We start from the raw sequence: 25,927 nt of genomic DNA on the forward strand, positions 1-25,927 counted from the left end.
GACCTCAAACCCCCGGCGGGCGGCGCAGGTCGAGGGTCATCGGGAACTCCGGATTGCGCTCTTCTGCGGGAATCGCCAGCGGTCCCGGACTATGGCCGATCGCTTCGAAGCGGGCCAGCCTCCTGGCTTCCGCCTCGTAGGAATTCACAGGCGGTGTCTCGTAATTGCGCCCGCCGGGATGCGCGACATGATAGACGCAACCGCCGAGCGAGCGCCCAGCCCATGTGTCGACGATGTCGAAGGTCAGCGGCGCATGCACCGGTATCGTCGGATGCAGTCCAGAGGCCGGCTGCCAGGCCTTGAAGCGCAGGCCGGCGACGCTGGTCCCGGCGGCGATCTCGGTCATCGGCAATGCGCGGCCATTACAGGTGATGACATGCCGGCCCGGCGTGAGACCGCTCGCCTTGACCTGCAGCCGCTCGACCGAGGAATCGACATAGCGGACCGTGCCGCCGATCGCACCCTCCTCGCCCATGACGTGCCAGGGCTCAAGCGCCTGGCGCAGTTCCAGTTCGACGCCTCCCTGGTTGACTCTTCCAAAGAAGGGGAAGCGGAATTCCTGCTGCGCCGAAAACCAGGCCGGATCGAAGCGGTAGCCGGCCCGTTCCAGATCGGCGAGCACGTCGCGGAAATCCTGCGAGACGATCTCCGGCAGCATGAAGCGGTCATGCAGGCTGGTGCCCCAACGCACGAGCCTGCCTTGTTGCGGCTCGCGCCAGAACCAGGCGATCAGGGCTCGGATCAAGAGTTGCTGCGCCAGCGACATCCGCGCATCCGGCGGCATCTCGAAGGAGCGGAACTCGATCAGCCCGAGCCGGCCCGTCGGCCCATCCGGCGAATAGAGCTTGTCGATGCAGATCTCGGTGCGGTGGGTGTTGCCGGAGACATCGACCAGGAGGTTGCGGTAGAGCCGGTCGACCAGCCAGAGCGGGACGGCGGGATCGTGCGGGCCGGGTGTCTGCGCCAGCGCGATCTCGAGCTCGTAGAGCTGGTCGTGCCGGGCCTCGTCGATGCGCGGCGCCTGGCTGGTCGGGCCGATGAACAGGCCGGAGAACAGGTAGGACAGGGAAGGGTGGCGCTGCCAGTAGAGCACGATGCTCTTCAGGAGGTCCGGCCGGCGCAGGAACGGGCTGTCGGCGGGGGTGATGCCGCCGAGCACGACATGGTTGCCGCCACCAGTGCCGGTGTGACGGCCATCGACCATGAACTTCTCGGCGCAGAGCCGCGACTGGCGGGCTTCCTCATAGACACCGCGGGTGATCGCGACAGCTTCCGCCCAGCTCTTCGCCGGGTGGATGTTGACCTCGATGACGCCAGGATCGGGCGTGACCTTGATGACGTTGAGGCGCGGATCATGTGGTGGCGAGTAGCCCTCGATATGGACCGGCTGGCCTGTCTCTTCCGCTGTCGCCTCGATGCTGGCGATCAGGTCGAGATAATCCTCCAGCCGCTCGACCGGCGGCAGGAAGACGCAGAGCACGCCGTCGCGCACCTCGATGCTGAGCGCGGTGCGCACCGACTCAGCGCCGAGCTCCTGCTCGACGACGTCCTGGCGCTGGGCTTGCTGCTCGCTGCTCCCGGCCGGCCGCGTCGGCTGGATCGAACCGGCGAAGGCGGGAGGGGGATCGGCGGCACGTGGCGCGCCGGGAGAGCCGGCCGTAGCCGGCGGCAGCGGTCCGCGCGGCTCCAACGGGTCCTGCGGATGGATATGCGGATAGGATTTCGCCGGGACATGCGGCAGCGATCCGAGCGGCAGCCGGAAGCCGACGGGTGAATCGCCCGGCACCAGGAAGAGCTTGCCGCGCCGGAGTTTCCATTTTTCCGAGCGCCAGCGCCGGTCGTCCGCCGCCGCCTGCCAGCGTTGCACCGGGATGACATAGCCACTCGGCTTGCCGAGCCCGCGCTCGAAGACGCGGAGCATGCGGGCACGCTCCTCAGGATCCGACAGCTTCGGGTCGAGCGGGTCGACATTCTCCGGCAGCTGGCCTTCCTTCACCAGCCAGTGCCCGGTGTCCTCGTAGGCGGGCAGCACGTAGTCGGCACCGAGGCCGAGCCGGTCGGACAGGCCCGCGGCGAGTGTCTCGACTGCAGCCGATGTCGGCACGACCTCGTGCTTGCGGTCGCCGCCCGTCTTGGTGCCGGGCTCACGCGCGATCAGGGCGGCATTGCGCCAGATCGGCTCGCCATCCTCGCGCCAGTAGAGCGCAAAGGCCCAGCGCGGCAGGCTCTCGCCGGGATACCATTTGCCCTGGCCGTAATGCAGCATGCCGCCCGGTGCGAAGCGCTCGCGCAGTCGCCGGATCAGCACGTCGGCGCGCTCGCGCTTGGTCGGGCCGACGGCTGCGGTGTTCCATTCCTCGCCGGTCTGGTCGTCGATCGAGACGAAGGTCGGCTCGCCTCCCATGGTCAGGCGAACGTCCTGCGCTTGCAGATCGGCCTCGACCTGCTCGCCGAGCGCGTCGAGCTCGGTCCAGGAGGCATCCGAGAAGGGCAGGGTGATGCGTGGCACCTCGTGCACGCGCGTCACGCTCATGTCGAAGGCGAACTGCGTCTCGGCATAGCTCGCGACGCCGCTGACGGGGGCGGCCGAGCGGTAATGCGGCGTCGCCGCCAACGGCAGGTGGCCCTCGCCGGTGAGCAGGCCCGAGGTCGGGTCCATCCCGATCCAGCCGGCGCCGGGAAGATAGACCTCGGCCCAGGCGTGCAGGTCGGTGAAGTCCTTGTCGGTGCCGCGCGGCCCTTCCAGCGGATCGACGTCCGCCTTCATCTGGATCAGGTAGCCGGAGACGAAGCGGGCGGCGAGGCCGATATGCCTGAGTATCTGGACGAGCAGCCAGGAGGTGTCGCGGCAGGAGCCGGATTTGATCGCCAGCGTCTGCTCGGGCTCCTGCACGCCCGGCTCCATCCGGATGCCATAAGCGATCATCTGCTGGAGACGGGCGTTGAGATCGACGACGAAGTTGACGGTGTTGGTCTTCTCGCGCGGGATCGTGGCGAGGAATGCGGCGAGCAGCGGCCCGGCCTCCTCCTTGACCAGATAGGGCGCGAGCTCGTCGCTCAATTCGTCCGGATAGGCGAACGGGAATTCCTCGGCTTCGCTCGCGACGAAGAAGTCGAACGGATTGATGATCGAGAGCTCGGTGACGAGGTCGACCTCGATGCGGAATTCGGTGACCGGCTCGGGGAAGACATAGCGCGCCAGCCAGTTGCCGTTCGGGTCCTGCTGCCAGTTCACGAAATGCTCCGCTGGCGTGACCTTGAGCGAATAGCTCTTCACCGCCGAGCGGCAATGGGGCGCCGGCCTCAGGCGGATGATCTGCGGGCCGAGCGTGACCGGGCGGTCATAGCGATAATGGGTCAGGTGATGCAGTGCGGCGATGATGGCCAAGAGCGGGGGTCCTGCTGTGCCATGAACCGGCCGGGGCTGGCCGCTATCGTTACGATAGCGGCACGGACAAGCGGGGCAAGTCCGTTCCTGCGCAGGAATGCGCCGGCAATTCAGGCTGTTGCGCAACAAGCGTGCATGCTGGACGCCATCTCTCGAACACTGCTCCGTCCCCGCTGGACATAGGCCATGATCTGGCCACAGAGTGCGCGCCAACGGGCGCCCGGGAGTGCCCGCAGACAGCACAACGGGGATTTTCCATGCGTCATGTTGCGAAATTGATGGCGGCTTCCGCTTTCGCCGCTCTGCTGGCGAGCGCCGCCCAGGCCCAGACGCCCAAAGACACCATCGTCATGGCCAAGCAGATTGACGACATCATCACGCTCGATCCGGCCGAGGCCTTCGAGTTCTCCGGTGTCGAGGTTGGCGCCAATCTCTATGACAAGCTGATCGGCGTCGATCTCAAGAACAACAACGCCCTGATCGGCGAGCTCGCCCAGAGCTGGACCGTCAGCCCCGACAACCTGACCTACACCTTCAAGCTCCGTCCGGGCGTCAAGTTCCACTCCGGCAATCCGCTCACCGCCGCCGACGTGGTCTATTCCTTCCAGCGTGCGGTCACGCTGAACAAGTCGCCGGGCTTCATCCTCACCCAGTTCGGCCTGAACAAGGACACCGTGCTGGAGAAAGTCAAGGCGACCGACGACCTGACCGTCACCGTCACCGTCTCCAAGCCCTTCGCGCCGACCTTCTTCCTGAACTGCCTGACCTCGGGCGTCGCCTCGATCGTCGACTCCAAGCTGGTCAAGGCGAATGAGAAGGATGGCGACTGGGGCAATGGCTGGCTCAAGCTCGCCTCGGCCGGCTCCGGCGCCTACAAGGTCCGCGTCTATCGGCCGAACGAGCAGTATGCGCTCGATGCCAACGAGGGCTGGTACAAGGGTGCGCCGAAGACCAAGCGCGTCATCGTCCGCCACGTCGCCGAGCCGGCCTCGCAGCGCCTGCTCCTGGAGAAGGGCGACATCGACATCGCCCGCAACCTTTCCAAGGACCAGCTCGCCGCGGTCAAGAGCAACGCCAACGTCGAGATCGTCCAGGGCGACAAGGGCTATATCCTCTATCTCGGCCTGAACCAGAAGAACCCGAACCTCGCCAAGCCCGAGGTACGCGAAGCCCTGAAGTGGTTGGTCGACTACGACTCGATCGAGCGCAACATCGTCGAGGGCACCTATAAGGGCCATGAGAGCTTCCTGCCCAAGGGCTTCCTCGGCGCGATCACCGACAGGCCCTACAAGCTCGATGTCGCCAAGGCCAAGGAACTGCTCGCCAAGGCCGGCCTGCCGAACGGCTTCACCGTCACCATGGACACCCGCTCGGTCAACCCGATCACCGACATCGCCCAGGCGGTCCAGTCGACCTGGGCCCAGGCCGGGATCAAGCTCGAGATCCTTCCGGGCGACGGCAAGCAGACGCTGACCAAGTACCGCGCCCGCACCCACGACATCTATATTGGCCAGTGGGGGCCGGATTATCTCGACCCGCACACCAATGCCGAGACCTTCGCCATCAACGAGGACAATGGCGAGGAGGCCAAGTCGAAGACCCTGGCCTGGCGCAATGCCTGGGATATCCCGGACATGACCAAGCTCACCCAGGCCAACGTCCTGGAGAGCGACGCGACCAAGCGCGCCAACGTCTATGGCGAGCTGCAGCGCGACCACCAGAAGGTCTCGCCCTTCGTCATCATGTTCCAGCAGGTCGAAGTCTCTGCCGACCGCAAGGGCATTGCCGGCTGGGTGATCGGACCGACCTCCGACACCAATTTCTACGCTCCGATCACCAAGAACTGAGGCGTTTGCCCAGCAGGACCCGCCGTAGCCCATCATCAGGCTGCGGCGGGTTCTCGCCATTGGCCCCGACCTAATCTGGCCGACGCCCTCCAAGAACAAGAAGAACGGAGCCGACGATGGTTTCCATCACTGCACCGACCCCGCCCGCACTGCCGCCACGCGCCAAGAGTGGTGTCGTTCGCTGGGCTAAGATCCTCGGCCGCGAGCTGACCACGGTCGCGATCACGATCTTCGGCCTGCTGCTGGTCACCTTCCTGATCGCGCGCGTCATGCCGATCGATCCGGTTCTGGCCGTGGTCGGCGATCGCGCTCCCGCGGATGTCTACGACAAGGCCAGGCTCGCCCTCGGCCTCGACAAGCCGTACTGGCAGCAATTCGCCGTCTATATCGGCAAGGTCTTCACCGGTGATCTCGGCACCTCGGTGCTGACCGCGCAGAAAGTCACCGACGACATCAAGACGGTGTTCCCGGCGACGCTGGAGCTGGCGACGCTCGGCACGCTGATCGGCATAGCGCTCGGCGTCCCGCTCGGCATCCTTGCTGCCGTCAACCAGGGGCGCTGGATCGACCAGATCGCCCGCGTGATCGGCCTGATCGGCTACTCAATCCCCGTCTTCTGGCTCGGCCTGATGGGACTGCTGCTGTTCTACGCCAAGCTTGGCTGGGTCGCCGGCCCCGGCCGCCTTTCGATCGCCTATCAGGATTTCGTCACGCCGATGACCGGCGTCGTCATGCTCGATGCCGCGATGCAGGGCGAGTGGGAGGCGTTCGTGGACGCCTTCTGGCACCTGATCCTGCCGGCCTCCGTGCTCGGCCTGCTCTCGGTCGCCTATATCAGCCGCATGACCCGCAGCTTCATGATCACCGAGCTGCAGCAGCAATATGTCGTGGCGGCGCGGGTGAAGGGGCTGTCGGAATGGCGCGTCGTCTGCGGCCACGCGCTCGGCAACGCCCTCGTGCCGCTCGTCACCGTGATCGCACTCTCCTATATGCACCTGCTCGAAGGCTCGGTGCTGACCGAGACGATCTTCGCCTGGCCGGGTCTCGGCCGTTATCTCACCAATGCGCTGCTCAACGCCGACATGAATGCGGTGCTCGGGGGCACACTGGTGGTCGGCGCCGTCTTCATCGCGGTGAACCTGTTCTCCGATATCCTCGGCCGGCTGGCCGATCCGCGGGCGCGCTGAGGAGGATGGCCATGACTGATCACGCCTCCTCACCCGTCACCTGGCACGCCTGGTTGACCACGACCTCGCCGGAATCGCGCCGGCAGGCCAAGCTCGGCCAGCTCTACCGGCAATGGCTCGCCTTCAGGAAGAACCCGGCCGCCGTGGTCGGCCTGGTGATCGTGCTGGCGCTGTTGCTGATGGCTGCCTTCGCGCCGCTGATCGCTCAGCATGATCCGCTCGCCCAGGCGCTCGACCAGCGCTTGTTGGCGCCCTCGGCCAAGCACTGGTTCGGCACCGATGCGCTCGGCCGCGACATCTTCAGCCGTATCGTCTACGGCACCCGCGTCACGCTGGTCATCGTCATGCTCGTCGTCATCACCGTCGGGCCGCTCGGCCTCCTGATCGGCTGTGCCGCCGGCTATTTCGGCGGCTGGGTCGACACCGTGCTGATGCGCATCACCGACGTCTTCCTCGCCTTCCCACGGCTCGTGCTGGCACTCGCCTTCGTCGCGGCGCTGGGGCCGGGCCTGGAAAACGCTGTCATCGCCATCGCCTTCACCGCCTGGCCGCCTTACGCCCGTGTCGCCCGCGCCGAGACCATGATCATCCGCAATGCCGACTACATCTCGGCGATGCGCCTGCAGGGCGCCAGCCAGATGCGGATCGTGCTGAAGCATGTCGTGCCGATGTGCGTGCCCTCGCTGATCGTGCGCACCACCTACGACATGGCAGGCATCATCATCATCGCCGCCGGCCTCGGCTTCCTCGGCCTTGGCGCCCAGCCGCCGATCCCGGAATGGGGCGCGATGATCTCGACCGGCCGTGAGCAGATCTTCGACCAGTGGTGGGTCGCGACCTTCCCGGGCATCGCCATCTGCATCGTCGCGCTCGGCTTCAACCTGCTCGGCGACGGGCTGCGCGACGTGCTGGATGCGAGGTGAGCCGCATGTCTGATCAAGCTTTGCTGACGCTCGACGATCTGCGCGTCGACTTCCACACCCCGACCGGCATCGTCAACGCGGTGCGCGGACTCTCCTTCACGCTTGGCCGCGAGCGGCTCGGCATCGTCGGCGAATCCGGCTCCGGCAAGTCGATGACCGGCCGCGCCATTCTCGACCTGATCCCGCACCCCGGTGTGGTGACGGCCAAACGCATGGAGTTCCGCGGCAAGGACCTCACGACGATGGACAGGGCGAGCCGCCGCAAATTGCGCGGCCGCCACATCTCCATGGTGATGCAGGACCCGAAGTTCTCGCTGAACCCGGTCCAGACCGTCGGCGACCAGATCGCCGAGGCCTATCGCGTCCACCACAAGGCGAGCGCGCGGCAGGCCAAGGAGCGCAGCCTGTCGATGCTGGAGGCGGTGCAGATCCGCGAGCCCGGGCGCGTCTACGATCTCTATCCGCACGAGGTCTCGGGCGGCATGGGCCAGCGCGTGATGATCGCGATGATGCTGATCGCCGAGCCGGAGATCCTGATCGCCGACGAGCCGACCTCGGCGCTCGACGTCACCGTGCAATTGCAGGTGCTGAAGATCCTCGACGACCTCGTCACCAGCCGCGGCATGGGGTTGATCTTCATCAGCCACGACCTGCATCTGGTGAAGTCGTTCTGCGACCGCGTCATCGTCATGTATGGCGGCAAGGCGCTGGAGACGCTTGCAGCGAGCGAGCTCGACCGGGCCCAGCATCCCTATACCCGCGGCCTGCTCGGCTGCCTGCCCGATCTCGACCATCCGCGCGAAAAGCTCGCCACCCTCACTCGCGATCCGGCATGGCTGGCATGATGTTGCGCTTGAAGCTCTGCCGTCTTTCCGGGGCGTCGCGTAGCGACGAGCCCGGAATCCATAACCACTGCGATGTCAGAATGATGCGCGAGCGGTGCAGCTGGTTCTTTGAAGACAGTGTTCATGGATTCCGGGTTCGGCCCTTCGGCCCGCCCCGGAAAGACGGGGAGGCGCTGGCATGAGCACGAACTCCGCGATCAACATCGACAAGCTCAACGTCTCCTTCGGCGACTCGCATGTCGTGAAGGATCTCTCCTTCGCGGTCGCGCCGGGCGAGAGCTACGGCATTGTCGGCGAATCCGGCTCGGGCAAGTCGACCGTGCTGCGCGTGCTCGCCGGCCTCAATCGCGATTGGAGCGGCGATGTCGACATCCTCGGCAAGCGCCAGCCCAAGATCCGCGACAAGGCCTTCTATCGCGCCGCCCAGATGGTCTTCCAGGATCCTTACGGCTCGCTGCATCCGAAGAAGACCGTCGACGACACCCTGGCTGAGCCGCTCGCCATCCACGGCATCCGCGACGCCGAGGCCAAGATCAGCCGCGCCATGCAGGATGTCGGCCTGCCGACCTTCTTCCGCTTCCGCTACCCGCACCAGCTCTCCGGCGGTCAGCGCCAGCGCGTCGCCATCGCCCGCGCCCTCGTGCTGGAGCCGACGATCCTGCTGCTCGACGAGCCGACCTCGGCTCTCGACGTCTCGATCCAGGCCGAGGTGCTGAACCTGCTGCAGGCGCTGCGCCATGAGCGCAAGCTGACCTATATCCTGGTCAGCCATGACCTCGCCGTGGTCGGCCATATGTGCGAGCGGCTGCTGGTCATGCAGTTCGGCCGCGGCGTCGAGGAGATGACCGCCGCGACGCTTGCCGCCCGCGCCCCGCAGACGGCCTATGCCCAGCAATTGCTGACTGCGAGCGAGGGGTTTCGGCGGGCGGGTTAGGGAAGGCCGTCATGCTCGGGCTTGACCCGAGCATCTCAGGCCGGAAGGGGCTCTGCCTGGCGCTCTATCGCTATGAGATTCTCGGGTCTGCGCTTCGCTCCGCCCGAGAATAACGGCATGGCGGCCCTACTACCTAAATCGTTTGGCAAGCCGTGTGCTTGGTCGCATTGTCGTCGCAGGATTCGGTTCGACTGGCGCGCTTTCCGATCGACCGGGACGGATCGATCGACGAGACTTCGCGCCGACCGCATGTCGGCCCGATCAGGAGTATGCCGCCATGGACGCCATCGCTGAACGCCTGCTGAAGCCGGAGGCTGCGCCGGAGCGCACGCCGGTCCCGCCCTTCGATCTGGTGATCTTCGGCGCCGGCGGCGACCTCGCCTTGCGCAAGCTCTTTCCGGCGCTGGCCCAGCGCAACGAGGAAGGCGTGCTGCCGGAGGAGAGCCGCATCCTCGGCATCGTCCGCAGGCAGGAGGATGTCGAGGGCATCCCCAACGAGATCGCCAGCAAGCTCGCCGCCGCCGGCCTGTCGCAGGACCGCATCGCCGCCTTCCGCCGCCGCCTCACCATGGTGCTGCTCGATGCGGTCAAGCCCGAGACCTATGGCGCACTCAAGGAAGCGCTCGGCGACTCCCAGCGCGTGCGCTCCTTCTATCTCTCGACGCCGCCGGATCTGTTCATACCGATCTGCGAGAACCTCGCGAGCTCAGGCATCCTGACGCCGACCTCGCGCGTCATCCTGGAGAAGCCGCTCGGGCGCGATCTTGCCTCGGCGCGCGAGATCAACGACGCCGTCGCCCGCATCCTGCCGGAGAGCCGGACCTACCGGATCGATCATTATCTCGGCAAGGAGACGGTGCAGAACCTGCTGGTGCTGCGCTTCGCCAACACGCTGTTCGAGCGTTCCTGGTCGAGCCGCGACATCGACAATGTCCAGATCACCGTGGCCGAGACGGTCGGGCTCGAATCCCGCGCCGGCTATTACGACAAGGCCGGCCATCTGCGCGACATGGTCCAGAACCATGTGCTGCAGCTGCTCTGCCTGTTCGCGATCGAGCCGCCGAACCAGCTTGAGGCCGATGCGGTCCGTGACGAGAAGGTGAGGGTGCTCAAGGCGCTGAGGCCGATCGTCGGGCCCGATGTCCAACGCTACACCGTGCGCGGCCAGTACGGGCCGGGCGCGATCGACGGCCAGCGCGTCAAGGGCTATGCCGAGGAACTCGGCCATGGCAGCGGCACCGAGACCTTCGTTGCGATCCGCTGCGAGCTCGATACCTGGCGCTGGGCCGGCGTGCCGATCTATCTGCGCACTGGCAAGCGCATGGCGCAGCGCTATTCCGAGATTGCCGTCACCTTCAAGCCGGTGCCGCATTCGATCTTCGGCCGTGCCCCCGGCTGCGAGGAACTCTACGCCAACCGCCTGGTGATCCGGCTCCAGCCCAATGACGGCGTCCAGCTCCAGCTGATGATGAAGGTGCCCGGTTCCGGCAAGCTCAAGGTCGTGCCGCGCCAGCTCGACCTGCGCTACGAGACCGCCTTCGACGTGCGCACGCCCGATGCCTATGAGCGCCTGCTCACCGACGTGATCCGCGGCGACCAGACCCTGTTCATGCGGCGCGACGAGGTCGAGCAGGCCTGGACCTGGATCGACCCGATCCTCGCCGGCTGGCAGGAATACTATCCCCTGCCGCATCGCTATGCCGCCGGCTCCTGGGGGCCGTCGCAGGCGATCGGGCTGATCGAGCGCGAGGGCCGCTCCTGGGCCGATCCGGAGTTCGGCGAGTGAGCGCGGCCGGACCGCTGATCCGCCACCGCTTCGAGACGCTGGCCGATGCCTCTGAGGCGCTGGCCGAGGCGGTCGCGGTCCGGTTGCGCGCACTTGTGGTGGAGCAGGGCAGGGCGTTCGTCGCTGTGCCGGGCGGCACGACGCCGGCGCGCTTTCTTGTCGCGCTCGGCGCGCATGACCTGCCTTGGGAGAGCATCACGCTGATGCCGACCGATGAGCGCTTCGTCGCGCCCGGCGACCAGGCGTCGAACGAGCGCATGATCCGGGCGACCTTCGCTCCCTTGCGCGAAGGACGAACCCCGTTCGTTTCCTTCCACAATGCCGGCGATGACCTGTCCGCTGCTGCCGCCAGCCTCGACCGCGTGCTGAAGACCTTGCCGCCGCTCGACATCGTCGTCAGCGGTATGGGCGCCGACGGACACATTGCCTCGCTCTTCCCGGGCGAGACGGCGGCGCTGACCGCGCCGGCTTCCGTGCATGCCGTTGCGGCGAGTCCGCCCGACCTTCCGCCGCGGCTCTCGCTGTCGCCGGCCAGACTGCAGGGCGCCGGCCATGTCGCGTTGCTGATTTCCGGCCACGAGAAGGACGAGATCCTGGCCTCGGCGGTCGAATTGCCGGCGGCCTTCCCGGTCGGCCTGCTGCTTGCCCGCCCGCAGGGGCTCGACGTCTACTGGGCCAAGGCGTAAGCGAGGCGCGAAAGGAAGTTCTGCCGATGTCGATTGCCCCCGAGATCGCCCGCCTCAAGGCCTGTGGCGTCGTCCCTGTCGTCGTCATCGACGAGGCCGAGATCGCCGTTCCGCTGGCGGAAGCCCTGCTCGCTGGCGGTATCGACGTGATCGAGATCACGCTGCGCCGCCCGGCTGCGATGGCGGCGCTCGAGATCGTGGCGAAGAAGGTGCCCGGCATCCTGCCTGTCGCCGGTACGGTGGTGACGCCGGCCCAGGCGGCCGAGGTCCACAATGCCGGCGCGCTCGCCGTGGTCAGCCCCGGCTTCACCGAAAGCGTCGACGAGGCCATGCGCAAGACCGGTTTACCCTGGTTGCCGGGCGTCGCCACCGCCTCGGACTGCATGCGCGCCGTCTCGGCGGGTCGCCTGACCTGCAAGTTCTTCCCGGCCGAGCAGGCTGGCGGTGTCGCCGGCCTGAAGGCGCTGTCGGGGCCGTTCCCGCAGATGCAGTTCTGCCCGACCGGCGGCGTCTCGCTCGCCAATCTCGGCAACTATCTCGCTTTGCCGCAGGTGATCTGCGTCGGCGGCTCCTGGCTCGTCCCGGCCGATGCGGTGAAGAATCGCGACTGGGCGCAGGTGACGAAGCTCTCGCGGGAAGCGCGCGAGAGGGTCGCGGAGCTGCGCGGCTGATGCCGTCTTTCCGGGGCAGGCCGAAAGCCTGAGCCCGGAATCCAGAACCGATGTCGGTTCCGGAAAGATTGCAGCCAGCGCGCCTTGGTGTGTAGGCGCATTGGTTCTGGGTTCCGGGCTCTTCGCTGACGCGAAGCCCCGGAATGACGGCGCGGGTCCGCGCAAACCCGCCAAATCTTCAGTCCTCGCTCCGCATCGCGCTCCAGGCGAGCTCCTGCGCATAGGTGCGAATGTCGGCCGGCCAGCCCGCCGCCTGCCGGAAGAAGCCGATCTCGTCATTGGCGAAGAGTGCGCGCGTCGCCTCCTCGAAGGCGGGCAGGTTGCCGGCAAGCGCGCTCATGAAACAGTAGGCCGCCTCGCGGGCGATGCGTCCTTGCGTCTCGCCGCGATCGCCACGCCGCGCCTCGTCGATCAGGCGCCGCAAGGCCTGCGAAGCACCGCCCGGCTGCGCCGACAGCCACTCCCAATGCCGCGGCAGCAACGTCACCTCGCGCGCGACCACGCCGAGCTTGGGCCGGCCGCGGCCGCGGGGCTCGTCGCCCAGTCTCGCGACGACCTCGGCCGGCGTGCCGCGCAGATCGAGATCGATCACCCGCCCACTCGTATCGTCGAAGGTCAGCAGCGCTGCCTCCGGACGCTCACTCAGGCGTTGCCGCACGGCGAGGGCGACCTCGGCCAGGCGGCCACGAGCCAGGATGCTGTTGCCGTCGAAGGCGGTCGAAAGGCGGTCGGCGTCGGACATGGTCGGTTCCTGAGTGATGTCATTAAATACCCGGATAAAAATACTTGAGTCAATATTGCCCGGGTGATATTTTCCGCAACTTCAAACATGGAGGATGCGATGCGTCACGAGGACAGGAAGGTCGCCGTCGCGGCCTATAGGGAGCGCAAGGTCGTGGCCGGCATCTATCTGGTGCGCTGCCTTGTGACCGGCGAGCGCTGGGCCGGGCATGCGCCCGATCTCTCGACGATCCAGAACCGCATCTGGTTCACGCTGCGCCATGGCAGCCATCGCGGACGCAGCCTGCAGGCCGCCTGGAACGCGTATGGCGAAGTCGCTTTCGCCTTCGAGGAGATCGAGCGGCTCGACGAGAAGGCGCTGGAGGCCGGCCGCGAGCGCGTCATGAAGGCGCGGCTGGCGCATTGGTGCGCGCAGTTGGGGGCGGAAGTGGCGTGATGCGGTAGACGTCATTCCCGGGCGGAGCGAAGCGCAGACCCGGGAATCTCAGGCAGGATAGGGCGCCCCTCCGTCCTGAGATGGTCGGGTCAAGCCCGACCATGACGTGCAACCAGTCGCGCCTAGCGCAACCGCTCCACCACCAGCTCCGCGATCGCGAGCGAGCTCGTCAGGCCGGGGCTCTCGATGCCGAGCAGGTTGACCAGCCCCGGCACGCCATGCACCGCCGGCCCGTCGATGCGGAAATCCGGCATCGGCTCGGTCGGCCCGTGCAGCTTCGGCCGGATGCCGGCATAGTCGGCGACGAGCGCATTGTCCGGCAGGGCAGGCCAGTAGGTTCGGATCGCCGCGTAGAATTTTTCGGCGCGGGTGGGGTCGACGATGAGGTCCTGGTCGTCCTCGACCCATTCGACATCGGGGCCGAACTTGACGCGGCCGGCCATGTCGATGGTGGCGTGGATACCCAGGCCCGCCGCTTCCGGCACCGGATAGACCAGATGCGAGAACGGCTGCTTGCCGAGCAGCGAGAAGTAGTTGCCCTTGGCGAAGGACTGCTTGGGCACATGCTCGGCCGGGAAGCCGTCGAGCTTGCCGAGCAGGCGCGGTGCGCGATGGCCGGCCGAATTGACCACCGTATTCGCGCTGTAGGTTGCCGGGTCCTCGCCGCCGAAATCGACGCTGAAGCCATCGGCCTCGCGGCGCCAGGCCAGGATCGGCGTATTGAGAGCCAGCGAGCCGTCGGCCGCTTCGCACTCGCCGAGCAGCGACAGCATGAGCGCATGGCTGTCGACCACGCCGGTCTCAGGCGAGAGCAGGGCAACCTCGCACGTCACTTCCGGTTCCAGCGCCTTGGCCTCAGCACCATCGAGCCAGCGCAGGGAGGTCACGCCAGAAGCCTCGGCCCGTGCCGCGATAGTCTCTAGCGCCGGCCGCTGGCCGGCATGGGTGCCGACGATCAGCTTGCCGCAGGCTTTGTGCGGCAGGCCGCGCTCACGCAGATAGGCGTAGAGGAGCTTGCGCCCCTCGACGCAGACCCGCGCCTTCAGCGAGCCCGGCGGATAGTAGATGCCGGCATGGATGACCTCGCTGTTGCGGGCCGAGGTCTGGGTGCCGATCCCGTCCGCGGCCTCGGCGATCACGACCTCGCGGCCGGCGAGCGCGAGCGCACGCGCCGTCGCGAGGCCGACGACGCCGGCCCCGATCACCAGGCAGTCGATGTCGCTCATGCCGCGCGCTGCGGCATCGCCATTTCGACCAGGCTCGCCCAGTAGGTCATGCCCACGGGAATCGCCTTGTCGTTGAACTCATAGGCGGGGTGGTGCAGCCCGGCGGACTCGCCATTGCCCATGAAGATATAGGCGCCCGGCCGCTCTTCGAGCATGAAGGAGAAGTCTTCCGAGCCCATGGTCGGCGGCACCGCGGTGTCGATCGCCTCCTTGCCGAAGGCGCTCTTCGTCGCGCTGGTGACGAAGTCGGTCTGGCCGGCATGGTTGAAGGTGACCGGGTAGCCGCGATCATATTCGATGGTGACGCTGAGGCCGAAGGCCTGGCAGGTTCCGGTGACGATCTCGCGCAGGCGCTTCTCGGCGAGGTCGCGCATTTCTGGCGAAAGCGTGCGGACCGTACCCTTGATCTCGACATGCTGCGGAATGACGTTGAAGGCCGTGCCCGCCTGCAGTGCCGTCACCGAGACGACGAGGGAATCGAGCGGATCGGCATTGCGCGAGGCGATCGTCTGCAGCGAGGTGACAAGCTGGCAGGCGGCGACCAGCGGATCGATCGTCTCGTTCGGCTTGGCGGCATGGCCACCGCGGCCTTCGAGCTTGAGCAGGAACTTGTCGGCCGCCGCCATCATCGGCCCCTTGCGGATGGCGAACTGGCCGATCGGCAGCCCCGGCATGTTGTGCAGACCGTAGACCTCCTGCACGCCGAAGCGCTCCATCATGCCGTCGGCGCACATCTCGCGGCCGCCGCCACCGCCTTCCTCGGCCGGCTGGAAGATCACGATCGCGGTGCCGTCGAAATCGCGGGTCTGCGCCAGATACTTGGCGGCGCCCAGCAGCATGGCGGTGTGCCCGTCATGGCCGCAGGCGTGCATCTTGCCCGCTACGGTCGAGCGATGCTCGAGATTGGTTTCCTCATGGATCGGCAATGCGTCCATGTCGGCGCGCAGGCCGATGACCTTGCCGGAATCCTGGCCCTTGCCCTTGATCACGCCGACGACGCCGGTGCGCCCGATCCCGGTGACGACCTCATCGACGCCCCATTCCCTCAACTTGTCGGCGACGATGCCGGCGGTGCGCTCGACGTCGAAGAGCAGCTCGGGATGGCGGTGGAAGTCGCGGCGGATCGCGCTGATCTCGGGTTCGATCGCGGCGATGAGATCGGATTTGGGCATGGTGTCCTCGACAGGTCGCGGCCCTGCGGAAAGCAGGTCGGCAGAAAACGGGTTGCCAAGCGCGCACGCTAGCCCGGAGCCATATGTCCTGTCCAAGCCGAATGCGGCATGAGGGGTGGGAGGCTGGCGAATGCGTGGCGCCCCGCTGTCCACATCGCTGCGAAAGCGTTAAGAGCCACGCAACCGGAGAGTGTCGCTCCGGGCGATCCCGAGCTGACGAGCACTGCCATGTCCGAGGCGAACACGATCCGCGATGTCACGATCCCGGAGCTGCCGAACCATTATCGCGGCAAGGTCCGCGAGAATTACGACCTGCCGGACGGGCGCCGGATCATCATCGCCACCGACCGGCTCAGCGCCTTCGACCGCGCCATCGCCTGCATCCCCTACAAAGGCCAGGTGCTGACGCAGACGGCGCGCTTCTGCTTCGAGCAGACCGCAGACATCTGCCCCAACCATGTCCTCGAATACCCCGACCCGAATGTCGTGGTCGGCCAGCGGCTCGACATCCTCCCTGTGGAGATCGTGGTGCGCGGCTATCTCGCCGGCACCACCGGCACCTCGATCCTGACCATGTACAAGCAGGGCCAGCGGGAGATGTATGGCGCCCGCTTCCCCGACGGTCTGCGGGACAACGAGGCGCTGCCGCAGGCGATCATCACCCCGACCAGCAAGGCCTTCGACGGCGGCCATGACGAGCCGCTCTCGCCGGCGCAGATCCTGGAACAGAGCCTGCTGACCCAGGCGCAGTGGGAAACATTGTCGGACTATGCGCTGAAACTCTTCGCCCGCGGCCAGAAGCTCGCCGCCGAGCGCGGCCTCATCCTCGCCGACACCAAATACGAGTTTGGCACCGATGCCGAGGGTAGGATCATCCTAGCCGACGAGATCCACACGCCCGATTCGAGCCGCTACTGGTTCGCCAGCAGTTATCCCGAGCGCTTTGCGAAGGGGGAGAAGCCAGAGAGCTTCGACAAGGATTTCGTACGCAACTGGGTCGCGGCGCGTTGCGACCCCTATAACGAGCCGATCCCCGCGATCCCGGACGAGCTGATCGAGCAGACTTCGCAGGTCTACATCCGGGCCTTCGAGACGATCACCGGCAGGGCCTTCGTGCCGCCGGCGGTCGATGTGCCGCCGCTGGAGCGGATCAGGCGGAATCTGGCGCGTTATTTCTGAGGCGGGTCGCGGCTCGGCTGTCCGGGCCGGCGCCACGGAACAGCCGCAGTGCGCGCGCGTTAATGGTTGACCGTCCTTGTCGCCGAGGGAGGCTGCCATGCGCCGCCTGATCGTTCTTGCCGCTTCGCTTGTTCCCCTGCTCGCCTTCTCCGCCAACGACGTCTCCGCGCAGGCCCTGAGCGGCGGTGCCTTTCCAGGCGGCGGTCCCCGCGTGAGTGGTGCTCTCAGCGGCGGAGGCCGGGCCTTGTCCGGTGGCGGCTTCGGCGGTGGCAATCGTGCCGCCTTGGGCGGCGCAGGTTACGGCTATCGCGGCGGTTACTACCGCGGTGGTGGCGGCAACTGGGGCTATCGCCCTAACCGCTGGTATGGCGGCGGCTATTATGGGCGGCGCGGCTATTATGGCGGTGACTGGGGATGGGGCGGCGGGGCCTTGGCCGCCGGTGCCATTCTCGGGAGCGCTGCAGCCTATCCCTATTACTATGGCGCGCCGTATTACGACGAGCCGGCCTATTATTATTACCGCAGGCCCTATTACGCCGCTCCGGTGTCGTCAGGCATTGGCGACTACTGCCGGACGCCGGTCCGGACCTGCCAGCTGATCAATCCGGCCGAGCTCGGCGCGAGCTGTTCCTGTCGCGTCGCCGGCGGGCGGGCTCGCGGCAGCGTCGTTCCTTAGGAGCTGCACACGAAACGAGCGCGCGCCGCAAGCTGCGCGCTTTTGTTCGCCTCAGACGCCGAATTCCTGCCGCCAGCGCTCGATGTCATCGAGCGAAACGTTCGAGCCGCACAGCACCAGTGCGATGCGTTCGCCCGGCTTGAACTGATCCTTGCGCGCCATCGCTGCGGCTACTGTGCAGGACGCCGCCGGTTCGAGCAGGACGCGGCCGTTCTGCAGCACCCAGACCAGCTCGCGCACCGCTTCCGCATCCGGCACGACCACGATCTCCTCGAGGAACTGGCGCGCCGCCGCCATGGTCCGCTCGGTCGCGAAGGGCGCGCCGAGCGTGCGCGCGATCGAGGTCGGGCGGATCGGCACGGGCTTTCCGGCCTCCAGCGCTTGGGTCATTGTCGTCGCGCCTTCGGTCTCGACGCCATGGATGCGCACGGCCGGGTCCAGCCCCTTCAGCGCCGCACCGACGCCGGCCGAGAAGCCGCCGCCGCCGATCGAGATGAAGACATGGTCGATCCGCCCGCCGGCATCGGCCGCGAGCTCGAGGCCGACCGTGCCGTGCCCGGCGATGATCGCCGGGTCGTCATAGGAATGGACATGGGTCATGCCCTTGCCCTCGTATTCCTCGGCCTTGGAGAAGGCGGCGAGCGCGTCCTCGCAGAGCTCGACCTCGCCGCCCGCCTCCTGCGTCAGGCGGATGTTGAGCGGTGCGACGTTCTTCGGCATCAGCACCAGCGCCTTGATGCCGAGCATGCTGGCGACCAGCGAGACCGCGATCGCGTGGTTGCCGCCGGAGACGGTGACGACGCCGCGCCCCCTTTCGGCTTCGGACAGGCCGAGCAGCTTGTTGTAGCAGCCGCGGACCTTGAACGAGCCGGCGAGCTGCAGGCTCTCGACCTTGACCACGGTCTCGACGCCGAGCCGGGCCGACAGGCCGGCGCTCATGAAGGTCGGCGTACGCCGGACCTTGCCGGCGATGCGGGTGGCGGCGGCCTGGATGTCGGCGAGGGTGACGTCGAAGGACATGGCGGACTCACAGGGAAGCTTTGCTTGGCCGGCACATGAGCGCGCCGGGTGCAGCCCGGTCAAGCGCGCAGAAGCGATTGACGACAGGCAATGCCAGCGTAGCCTGCCGGCACGGTTCATGCCTCTCGGCCGATTTCTGGAGATTTTTACCCGTGCGATATTCCCCCAAGGAGATGCTGGCCAAGCTGGTGTCGTTCAATACCGAGTCCTGGCGCAGCAATCTCGAGCTGATCCATTTCTGCCGCGACTATCTGGCTTCGCATGGCATCGAGAGCACGATCGTGCCGAGCCCGGACGGCGAGAAGGCCAATCTCTACGCGACTGTGGGCCCCAAAGTCGCCGGCGGCATCGTCCTCTCCGGCCATACCGATGTCGTGCCGGTCGAGGGCCAGGACTGGAGTTCCGATCCATGGACGCTGACCGAACGCGACGGCAAGCTCTATGGCCGCGGCTCCTGCGATATGAAGGGGTTCGATGCGATCGCGTTGGCGCTGGTGCCGGAGATGCTGGAAGCGGGCTTGAAGCGGCCCTTCCACATTGCGCTCTCCTATGACGAGGAGGTCGGCTGCATCGGCGCCGCGATCATGATCGACGCGATGGCGGCGGCGGGGTTGAAGCCCTCGGCGGTGATCGTCGGCGAGCCTTCGATGATGCAGGTCGTCACCGGCCACAAGGGTGGCACCCGCATGAAGACGACGGTGCGCGGCCACGCCGTGCATTCGAGCCGCGTTGACATCGGCGTGCCGGCGGTGATGGTCGCCGGCAAGCTGATCGCCTGGCACGATGACGTCATGCAGGAGAACAAGGCGAAGGCGCAGCCTGGCATCGCGTTCGAGCCGCCCTATTCGACGCTGCATGTCGGTGTCGTCGCCGGCGGCACGGCGGTCAACATCACCGCCGAGCACGCCAGCTTCAGCCATGAGGTTCGCGTCATGCCTGGCGACAATGCCGACTATGTCGCGCGCTATCGGGCGAAGATCGTCGAGCTCGAGGCGCCGATGAAGGCGATCGCCCCCGAAACCGGCATCACCATGGAGATCACCTCGCAGACGCCGCCGCTGGCGCCGGAGAAAGACGGGATGGCCGAGACGCTGTCCCGGCGTGTCACTGGCGACAATGCCAACCACGTCGTTGCCTACGGCACCGAGGGTGGTCTGTTCCAGGCGGCAGGCTGGTCGACCGTGGTCTGCGGCCCCGGCGACATCGCCCAGGCGCACCAGCCAGATGAGTTCCTCACCGTGGCCCAGCTCGACGCCGGGACGAGTTTCGTCCGCGCGCTGATCGTGGAGCTGGCCCGCTGAGCGCGCAGGGCGGGGGATGCTTCATTGCAGGCTTCTGCCCCGCCCTTCGCAGCTTCGTGCGTTGCATTAGTTGGATTCGCAACAAAGTTCGATCTGGAACGAAGTCGATCGACCGCACTGGACGCGGGCTTCGAACCGTCATTAATCTGCCGCCTTCGTCGGTCCGCCGCCAAAATAAGCAGGCAGCCGGCACCGCTCCTGGGGAGGAGTGGTTTCTAACCAAACGGGAGCAGTCTCACATGTCGTTCAAGACCCATTGCCTGGCAGCCGTTGCCGCCCTGGCCTTGATGTGCGGGGCTGTGCAAGCCCAGACCTTGCGATACGCCAACCAGGGCGAGCTGAAGTCGCTCGACCCCTATACCGTCAACGAGACCACCACCAACGCCCATCTCGGCCACCCCTATGAGGGCCTGACCGCGCGCGGCAAGGACCTCAAGATCGAGCCGGCCCTCGCCGAGAAGTGGGAAGTGTCCGACGACGGCCTGAAATGGCGCTTCTTCCTGCGCAAGGGCGTCAAGTTCCATGACGGCTCGGATTTCACCGCCGATGACGTGCTCTTCTCGGCCGAACGTGTCCGCGCCACGGGCTCGAACTTCACCACCCGCATCCCGACCAGCGCCAAGTTCGTCAAGGTCGACGACCACACGGTCGACGTGATCCTGACCACGCCGAACCCGATCCTGAACGCGCAGTGGGACACCTGGTACATCATGTCGAAGAAGTGGGCGGAGGCGAACAACGCCGTCGCCCCGACGCCTGCGGCCGCGACCACCCCGAGCCACGCCTCGCTCAACGCCAACGGCACCGGTCCCTACAAGATCGAGAGCCACCAGCCGGGCGTGAAGACGGTCTTCAAGCTCAACGAGGGCTACTGGAAGAAGATCGAAGGGAACATCAAGGAGATCATCTTCACGCCGATCTCCTCGGATGCGACCCGCGTTGCCGCGCTGCTCTCCGGCGAGGTCGATGTGATCGAGCCGGTTCCGATCCAGGACATCCAGCGCGTCAACGCCTCCGGCAACGCCCAGGTGCTGACCGGCCCCGAGCTGCGCACCATCTTCCTCGGCTTCGACCAGACTCGTGACGAGCTGCTGGAATCGAGCGTCAAGGGCAAGAACCCGTTCAAGGACGTCAAGGTCCGCCAGGCCTTCTTCCAGGCGATCGACATCGAGACGATCAAGAGCCGCGTCATGCGTGGGCTCTCGACGCCCTCGCCGCTGATGATCGCCCCCGAGCTGTTCTCGACCGCCGGCTTCATCCGCGCCAAGTTCGACACCGAGGCCGCCAAGAAGCTGCTCGCCGAGGCCGGCTATCCGAACGGCTTCGAGCTCGGCATGGACTGCCCGAACGATCGCTACGTCAATGACGGCCAGATCTGCCAGGCCGTGGTCGGCATGCTCGCCCGCATCGGCGTCAAGGTGAACCTCAACGCCCAGCCCAAGGCGCAGTATTTCGCCAAGGTGCTGAAGCCGGGCGGCTACAAGACCTCGTTCTACCTGCTCGGCTGGACCCCCGGCACCTTCGACAGCCACAATGTCCTCTATGACATTCTCGGCTGCCGTGACGTTGCAGGCTCCTCCCGCGGCGAGTCGAACCTCGGCAACTACTGCAACAAGAAGGTCGACGAGCTGACCGACAAGATCCTGGTCGAGTCGGATACCGCCAAGCGCAACGCCATGATCGGCGAGGCCTTCAAGATGACCGTCGACGAGTTCTCCTACATCCCGCTGCATCAGCAAGCCCTAGCCTGGGGGGTGTCGAAGAAGGTGAAGCTCGCCCAGCGCGCCGACAATTCGGTGCTGCTCTACTACGCCACCAAGGAGCAGTGAGGCTTGAAGGGCGCGTAGGCGAAGAGCTCACGCGCCCTTTCTCCATCTGCAGCACAGACGCCGTCCCGCACGGGGTGGTCTCGTTTTCCTTGTAAGGGCGACCATGCTCGCATTTGTCCTGCGCCGCCTGTTCCAGTCGTTGATCGTGATGCTCGCGGTCGCGCTCATCGCCTTCGCCATGTTCCGCTTCGTCGGCGATCCGGTGAACCAGATGGTCGGCGTCGACACGCCCCAGGAGCAGGTCGCACAATTGCGCCAGACGCTCGGCCTCGACGAGCCGGTGGTCGTCCAGTTCGCGCGCTACATCTACAACGCCGCGCGGCTCGAATTCGGCGTCTCCTACCAGTTCCGCCTGCCGGTGATCTCGCTGCTCGGCGAGCGCGCACCGGCGACGCTGGAGCTCGCCTTCATGTCGGCGCTGTTCTCGCTCTTGGTCGGCATACCCATGGGCGTCTACACGGCGCTGCGCCGCGACAGCTGGCTGGCGAAGATCTTCCAGACGGTCTCGCTGGTCGGCATCAGCCTGCCGACCTTCCTGATCGGCATCCTGCTGATCTACCTGTTCTCGGTCACGCTCGGCTGGCTGCCCTCCTTCGGGCGCGGCGAGGTCGTCAAGCTCGGCAACTGGTGGACGACCGGGCTTTTGACGGCTTCGGGCTGGAAGGCGCTGATCCTGCCGTCGATCACGCTCGGCCTGTTCCAGATGACGCTGATCATGCGCCTCGTCCGGGCCGAGATGCTCGAGGTGCTGCGCACCGACTACATCAAGTTCGCCCGCGCCCGCGGCCTCAAGACGCGCGCCATCCATTTCGGCCATGCGCTGAAGAACACGCTGGTGCCGGTCATCACCATCGCCGGCCTGCAGCTCGGCTCGATCATCGCTTTCGCCATCATCACCGAGACGGTGTTCCAGTGGCCGGGGATGGGCCTGCTCTTCCTCAAGGCGGTGCAGCAGGTCGATATCCCGATCATGGCCGCCTACCTCATGTTGATTTCCTTCCTGTTCGTCAGCATCAACCTGATCGTCGACCTGCTCTACGCATTGGTCGATCCGCGCCTGCGCGCGACGATCGGGGCGCATTGAGGCCGGTCATGAGCGCGCAACCCGCTTCCCCTTCGAAACAGCCGCCCTCGCTCTGGGCCCGCATCCTCGACAGCGACATCCTCGCGAGCTTCCTGCGCTCGAAGGTGACCATGGTCGCCGCCGTGATCGTGCTGGCGCTGTTCATCGGCGCCTTCTTCTCGCCCTGGATCGCGCCGACCAACCCGTTCGACCCGGCGACCGTCTTCCTCTCCGATGCGAACATCCCGCCGGCCTGGCAGCAGGGCGGCGATCCCAAGTTCATCCTCGGCACCGACGACCAGGGCCGTGATCTCTATTCGGCGATTCTCTATGGACTGCGCGTCTCGCTGATCGTCGGCCTGCTCGGCGTCGCTTTGGCGGCGACGATCGGGATCACGCTCGGCCTGCTCGCCGGCTATCTCGGCGGCCGCGTCGATTCGCTGATCATGCGCATCGCCGACGTGCAATTGACCTTCCCGGCGATCCTGATCGCGCTTTTGATCGACGGCGTCGTCCGCGGCATCTTCAAGCACGCCAACCGCGAGGACACCGCGCTCTACGTGCTGGTGATCTCGATCGGGCTCTCGTTCTGGGTGCAGTACGCCCGCACCATCCGCGGCTCGACCCTGGTCGAGCGCAACAAGGACTATGTCCAGGCGGCCCGCCTCGTCGGCCTGCCGGCGCCGCTCATCATGCTGCGCCATGTGCTGCCCAACGTCATCGGCCCGGTGCTGGTCATCCTGACCATCAACCTCGCGCTCGCCGTCATCACCGAGGCGACGCTCTCCTTCCTCGGCGTCGGCCTGCCGCCGACCCAGCCCTCATTGGGAACGCTGATCTCGATCGGCAATCGCTACCTGTTCTCCGGCGACTGGTGGATCGTCACCTTCCCCGGCGTGACGCTCGCCATTCTGGTGCTGGCGGTGAACCTGCTCGGCGACTGGCTGCGCGACGCCTTGAACCCGCGGTTGAGGTGAGCCGATGAGCGAGACCGTCCTCTCCGTCCAGGATCTCACTGTCGAGTTCGTCACCCGCCGCGGCACTTTGCGCGCGCTCGACAAGATCTCCTTCGACATCGCCCGCGGCGAGGTGCTCGGCGTGGTCGGCGAATCCGGCGCCGGCAAGTCGGTCACCGGCTCGGCCATCATCGGCCTGATCGATCCGCCCGGTCGCATCGCCGATGGCAAGGTCGTGCTCTCCGGAGAGCGGGTTGATCACCTGCCGCCGGAGCAGATGCGCCGCGTTCGCGGCAAGCGCATCGGCATGATCTTCCAGGACCCACTGACCAGCCTCAACCCGCTCTACCGGGTCGGCGAGCAACTGATCGAGACGATCCAGACTCACACCGATCTCAACGCCGCCGATGCGCGCAAGCGCGCCATCGCCTTGCTCGACGAGGTCGGCATCCCCGCGCCTGAGCGGCGCATCGACGGTTATCCGCACGAATTCTCCGGCGGCATGCGCCAGCGCGTCGTCATCGCGCTCGCGCTCTGCGCCGAGCCCGAATTCATCATCGCCGACGAGCCGACGACCGCGCTCGACGTTTCGGTGCAGGCGCAGATCATCGGCTTGATCAAGCGGCTCTGCAAGGAACGCGGGACCTCGGTGATGCTGGTCACCCACGACATGGGCGTGATCGCCGAGACGGCCGACCGGGTCGCGGTGATGTATGCCGGCCGCGTCGCCGAGATCGGCCCGGTGCGCGACGTGATCAAGCAGCCGCTCCACCCCTATACACAGGGGTTGATGGGCGCGATTCCGTCGATCACTGGCGATGCCGAACGCCTCGTGCAGATCCCGGGCTCGATGCCCAGGCTCTCCAGCATCCCCCAGGGCTGCGCCTTCAATCCGCGCTGCGCCAAGGTGTTCGACCGCTGCCGGATCGACCGGCCGGAACTCATCGATGTCGGCGGCCACCAGGTCGCCTGCCATCTCTACGACAAGGCCAAGGCGCCGGCCGGCAAGACGGAGATCGCGGCGTGAGCGACAAAGCCTTCGTCCAGGTCCGTGACCTCAAGCGCGTCTTCGACGTCTCCAGGCCCTGGCTCAACCGGGTGCTGGAGCGCCAGGACAGGCAATTCCTCAAGGCCGTCGACGGCGTCTCCTTCGACATCCGCAAGGGCGAGACCTTCGCGCTCGTCGGCGAGTCCGGCTCGGGCAAGTCGACCGTGGCGCGCATGGTCGTCGGCCTCCTGAACCCGTCCGGCGGCACGGTCTCGATCGACGGCGTCTCGATGAACGACGTCAACGTCGCCCAGGAGCGCCAGCGCCTGCGCAAGCGCATCCAGATGATCTTCCAGGACCCTTACGCCTCGCTCAATCCGCGCTGGCGTGTCGGGCGGATCATCGCCGAGCCGATCCACGCCTTCGGCATCATCCAGGGCGATGCGGCGGTCGCAGAGCGCGTTGGCGAACTGCTCTCGCTGGTCGGCCTGCATCCGGACGACGCTAAGAAGTTTCCCCACGAATTCTCCGGCGGCCAGCGCCAGCGCATCGCGATCGCCCGTGCGCTCGCCTCCAATGCCGAGTTCATCGTCTGCGACGAGCCGACCTCGGCGCTCGACGTCTCCGTCCAGGCGCAGATCCTCAACCTGATGCGCGACCTGCAGGAGAAGTTCGGGCTGACCTATCTCTTCATCAGCCATAACCTCGCGGTCGTCCGGCACATGGCGACGCGGATCGGCGTGATGTATCTCGGCCGCCTGGTCGAGGTCTCCGACGGCAAGCAGCTCTTCGCCGCGCCGCGCCACCCCTACACCAGGATGCTGCTCGACGCGGTGCCCGACCTTGCCATGATCGGCAAGCCGCATGAGGGCGTGAAGGGCGAGATTCCGAACCCGATCAACCCGCCATCGGGCTGCACCTTCCATCCGCGCTGCCCGCTGGTCTTCGACCGCTGCCGCATCGAGAACCCGCCGGCGATCGATGGTGTCGCCTGCCATGCGGTGAATGCCGGGCGGGAAGCGGCGTAGGGACGTACCCCTTCTCCCCTTGCGGGAGAAGGTGGCTCGGCGAAG

General features: G+C 66.5%; 22 protein-coding genes. 17 read left to right on the top strand and 5 right to left on the bottom strand.

Annotated features, from left to right (window positions below; genetic code table 11):
* Nucleotides 1–4: 4 nt before the first annotated feature.
* Entirely contained in the window at nucleotides 5–3,388 is a 3,384-nt protein-coding gene (locus tag AC1DS0_RS25375) for a transglutaminase family protein (protein ID WP_476816997.1), read from the bottom strand.
* A 278-nt stretch (nucleotides 3,389–3,666) separates the two neighbouring features.
* On the opposite strand from AC1DS0_RS25375, the gene AC1DS0_RS25380 reads away from it, so the two are divergent.
* The 8 genes from AC1DS0_RS25380 (at nucleotide 3,667) to eda (ending at nucleotide 12,267) form a co-directional block, all read left to right on the top strand.
* Nucleotides 3,667–5,235, top strand: coding sequence for an ABC transporter substrate-binding protein (locus AC1DS0_RS25380; protein ID WP_476816998.1), 1,569 nt, complete (start codon nucleotides 3,667–3,669; stop codon nucleotides 5,233–5,235).
* Nucleotides 5,236–5,351: 116 nt separating this feature from the next.
* Nucleotides 5,352–6,422, top strand: a complete 1,071-nt coding sequence (locus AC1DS0_RS25385) for an ABC transporter permease (RefSeq protein WP_476816999.1) — start codon at nucleotides 5,352–5,354, stop codon at nucleotides 6,420–6,422.
* 5 nt (nucleotides 6,423–6,427) lie between these two features.
* Nucleotides 6,428–7,345 (top strand): nickel transporter permease, encoded by a 918-nt coding sequence (gene nikC / locus AC1DS0_RS25390; protein ID WP_476817000.1) that lies wholly within the window; start codon nucleotides 6,428–6,430, stop codon nucleotides 7,343–7,345.
* 5 nt (nucleotides 7,346–7,350) lie between these two features.
* Nucleotides 7,351–8,190, top strand: a complete 840-nt coding sequence (locus tag AC1DS0_RS25395) for an ABC transporter ATP-binding protein (protein WP_476817001.1) — start codon at nucleotides 7,351–7,353, stop codon at nucleotides 8,188–8,190.
* A gap of 178 nt (nucleotides 8,191–8,368) precedes the next feature.
* Nucleotides 8,369–9,124 (top strand): ABC transporter ATP-binding protein, encoded by a 756-nt coding sequence (locus tag AC1DS0_RS25400; RefSeq protein ID WP_476817002.1) that lies wholly within the window; start codon nucleotides 8,369–8,371, stop codon nucleotides 9,122–9,124.
* Between the two features lie 277 nt (nucleotides 9,125–9,401).
* Complete coding sequence (gene zwf / locus AC1DS0_RS25405; protein WP_476817003.1) at nucleotides 9,402–10,910, top strand: glucose-6-phosphate dehydrogenase; 1,509 nt, start codon at nucleotides 9,402–9,404, stop codon at nucleotides 10,908–10,910.
* Nucleotides 10,907–11,596 carry a 6-phosphogluconolactonase gene (pgl, locus tag AC1DS0_RS25410; RefSeq protein ID WP_476817004.1) on the top strand — a complete coding sequence of 230 codons (690 nt, stop codon included), beginning with the start codon at nucleotides 10,907–10,909 and terminating at the stop codon, nucleotides 11,594–11,596. Before zwf ends, pgl begins: the two co-directional genes overlap by 4 nt.
* A 26-nt stretch (nucleotides 11,597–11,622) precedes the next feature.
* Nucleotides 11,623–12,267 (top strand): bifunctional 4-hydroxy-2-oxoglutarate aldolase/2-dehydro-3-deoxy-phosphogluconate aldolase, encoded by a 645-nt coding sequence (gene eda, locus AC1DS0_RS25415; protein ID WP_476817005.1) that lies wholly within the window; start codon nucleotides 11,623–11,625, stop codon nucleotides 12,265–12,267.
* Between the two features lie 178 nt (nucleotides 12,268–12,445).
* Here eda and AC1DS0_RS25420 read toward each other — a convergent pair whose 3' ends face one another.
* The gene (locus AC1DS0_RS25420) at nucleotides 12,446–13,009 is read right to left on the bottom strand and encodes a DUF2239 family protein (protein ID WP_476817006.1); all 564 of its coding nucleotides are present in this window, start codon (nucleotides 13,007–13,009) and stop codon (nucleotides 12,446–12,448) included.
* A gap of 99 nt (nucleotides 13,010–13,108) precedes the next feature.
* On the opposite strand from AC1DS0_RS25420, the gene AC1DS0_RS25425 reads away from it, so the two are divergent.
* Nucleotides 13,109–13,444: a GIY-YIG nuclease family protein gene (locus tag AC1DS0_RS25425; protein WP_476817007.1), complete on the top strand. Its 336-nt coding sequence runs from the start codon at nucleotides 13,109–13,111 to the stop codon at nucleotides 13,442–13,444.
* Between the two features lie 122 nt (nucleotides 13,445–13,566).
* Here the strand turns inward: AC1DS0_RS25425 and AC1DS0_RS25430 are convergent, their stop codons facing one another.
* Entirely contained in the window at nucleotides 13,567–14,670 is a 1,104-nt protein-coding gene (locus AC1DS0_RS25430) for an NAD(P)/FAD-dependent oxidoreductase (protein ID WP_476817008.1), read from the bottom strand.
* Nucleotides 14,667–15,842, bottom strand: coding sequence for a M20 aminoacylase family protein (locus AC1DS0_RS25435; protein WP_476817009.1), 1,176 nt, complete (start codon nucleotides 15,840–15,842; stop codon nucleotides 14,667–14,669). Before AC1DS0_RS25435 ends, AC1DS0_RS25430 begins: the two co-directional genes overlap by 4 nt.
* Nucleotides 15,843–16,070: 228 nt before the next feature.
* On the opposite strand from AC1DS0_RS25435, the gene AC1DS0_RS25440 reads away from it, so the two are divergent.
* Both AC1DS0_RS25440 and AC1DS0_RS25445 read left to right on the top strand, forming a co-directional pair.
* Nucleotides 16,071–17,021, top strand: a complete 951-nt coding sequence (locus tag AC1DS0_RS25440) for a phosphoribosylaminoimidazolesuccinocarboxamide synthase (protein ID WP_476817010.1) — start codon at nucleotides 16,071–16,073, stop codon at nucleotides 17,019–17,021.
* Between the two features lie 97 nt (nucleotides 17,022–17,118).
* Nucleotides 17,119–17,697: a hypothetical protein gene (locus AC1DS0_RS25445; RefSeq protein ID WP_476817011.1), complete on the top strand. Its 579-nt coding sequence runs from the start codon at nucleotides 17,119–17,121 to the stop codon at nucleotides 17,695–17,697.
* Between the two features lie 51 nt (nucleotides 17,698–17,748).
* Here the strand turns inward: AC1DS0_RS25445 and AC1DS0_RS25450 are convergent, their stop codons facing one another.
* Nucleotides 17,749–18,717, bottom strand: a complete 969-nt coding sequence (locus tag AC1DS0_RS25450) for a threonine ammonia-lyase (RefSeq protein ID WP_476817012.1) — start codon at nucleotides 18,715–18,717, stop codon at nucleotides 17,749–17,751.
* 152 nt (nucleotides 18,718–18,869) lie between these two features.
* On the opposite strand from AC1DS0_RS25450, the gene argE reads away from it, so the two are divergent.
* The 6 genes from argE (at nucleotide 18,870) to AC1DS0_RS25480 (ending at nucleotide 25,882) form a co-directional block, all read left to right on the top strand.
* The gene (gene argE, locus AC1DS0_RS25455; RefSeq protein WP_476817013.1) at nucleotides 18,870–20,018 is read left to right on the top strand and encodes an acetylornithine deacetylase; all 1,149 of its coding nucleotides are present in this window, start codon (nucleotides 18,870–18,872) and stop codon (nucleotides 20,016–20,018) included.
* A gap of 239 nt (nucleotides 20,019–20,257) precedes the next feature.
* Nucleotides 20,258–21,847 carry an ABC transporter substrate-binding protein gene (locus AC1DS0_RS25460; RefSeq protein ID WP_476817014.1) on the top strand — a complete coding sequence of 530 codons (1,590 nt, stop codon included), beginning with the start codon at nucleotides 20,258–20,260 and terminating at the stop codon, nucleotides 21,845–21,847.
* A 103-nt stretch (nucleotides 21,848–21,950) separates the two neighbouring features.
* Nucleotides 21,951–22,931, top strand: coding sequence for an ABC transporter permease (locus AC1DS0_RS25465; protein ID WP_091832035.1), 981 nt, complete (start codon nucleotides 21,951–21,953; stop codon nucleotides 22,929–22,931).
* A gap of 8 nt (nucleotides 22,932–22,939) precedes the next feature.
* On the top strand, nucleotides 22,940–23,887 hold the full coding sequence (locus AC1DS0_RS25470) for an ABC transporter permease (protein WP_476817015.1): 948 nt from the start codon (nucleotides 22,940–22,942) through the stop codon (nucleotides 23,885–23,887).
* Nucleotides 23,888–23,891: 4 nt separating this feature from the next.
* Entirely contained in the window at nucleotides 23,892–24,893 is a 1,002-nt protein-coding gene (locus AC1DS0_RS25475; protein ID WP_476817016.1) for an ABC transporter ATP-binding protein, read from the top strand.
* On the top strand, nucleotides 24,890–25,882 hold the full coding sequence (locus tag AC1DS0_RS25480) for an ABC transporter ATP-binding protein (RefSeq protein WP_476817017.1): 993 nt from the start codon (nucleotides 24,890–24,892) through the stop codon (nucleotides 25,880–25,882). Before AC1DS0_RS25475 ends, AC1DS0_RS25480 begins: the two co-directional genes overlap by 4 nt.
* Nucleotides 25,883–25,927: the final 45 nt, after the last annotated feature.

It is taken from the genome of Allobosea sp. P4_H5 (assembly GCF_056400825.1).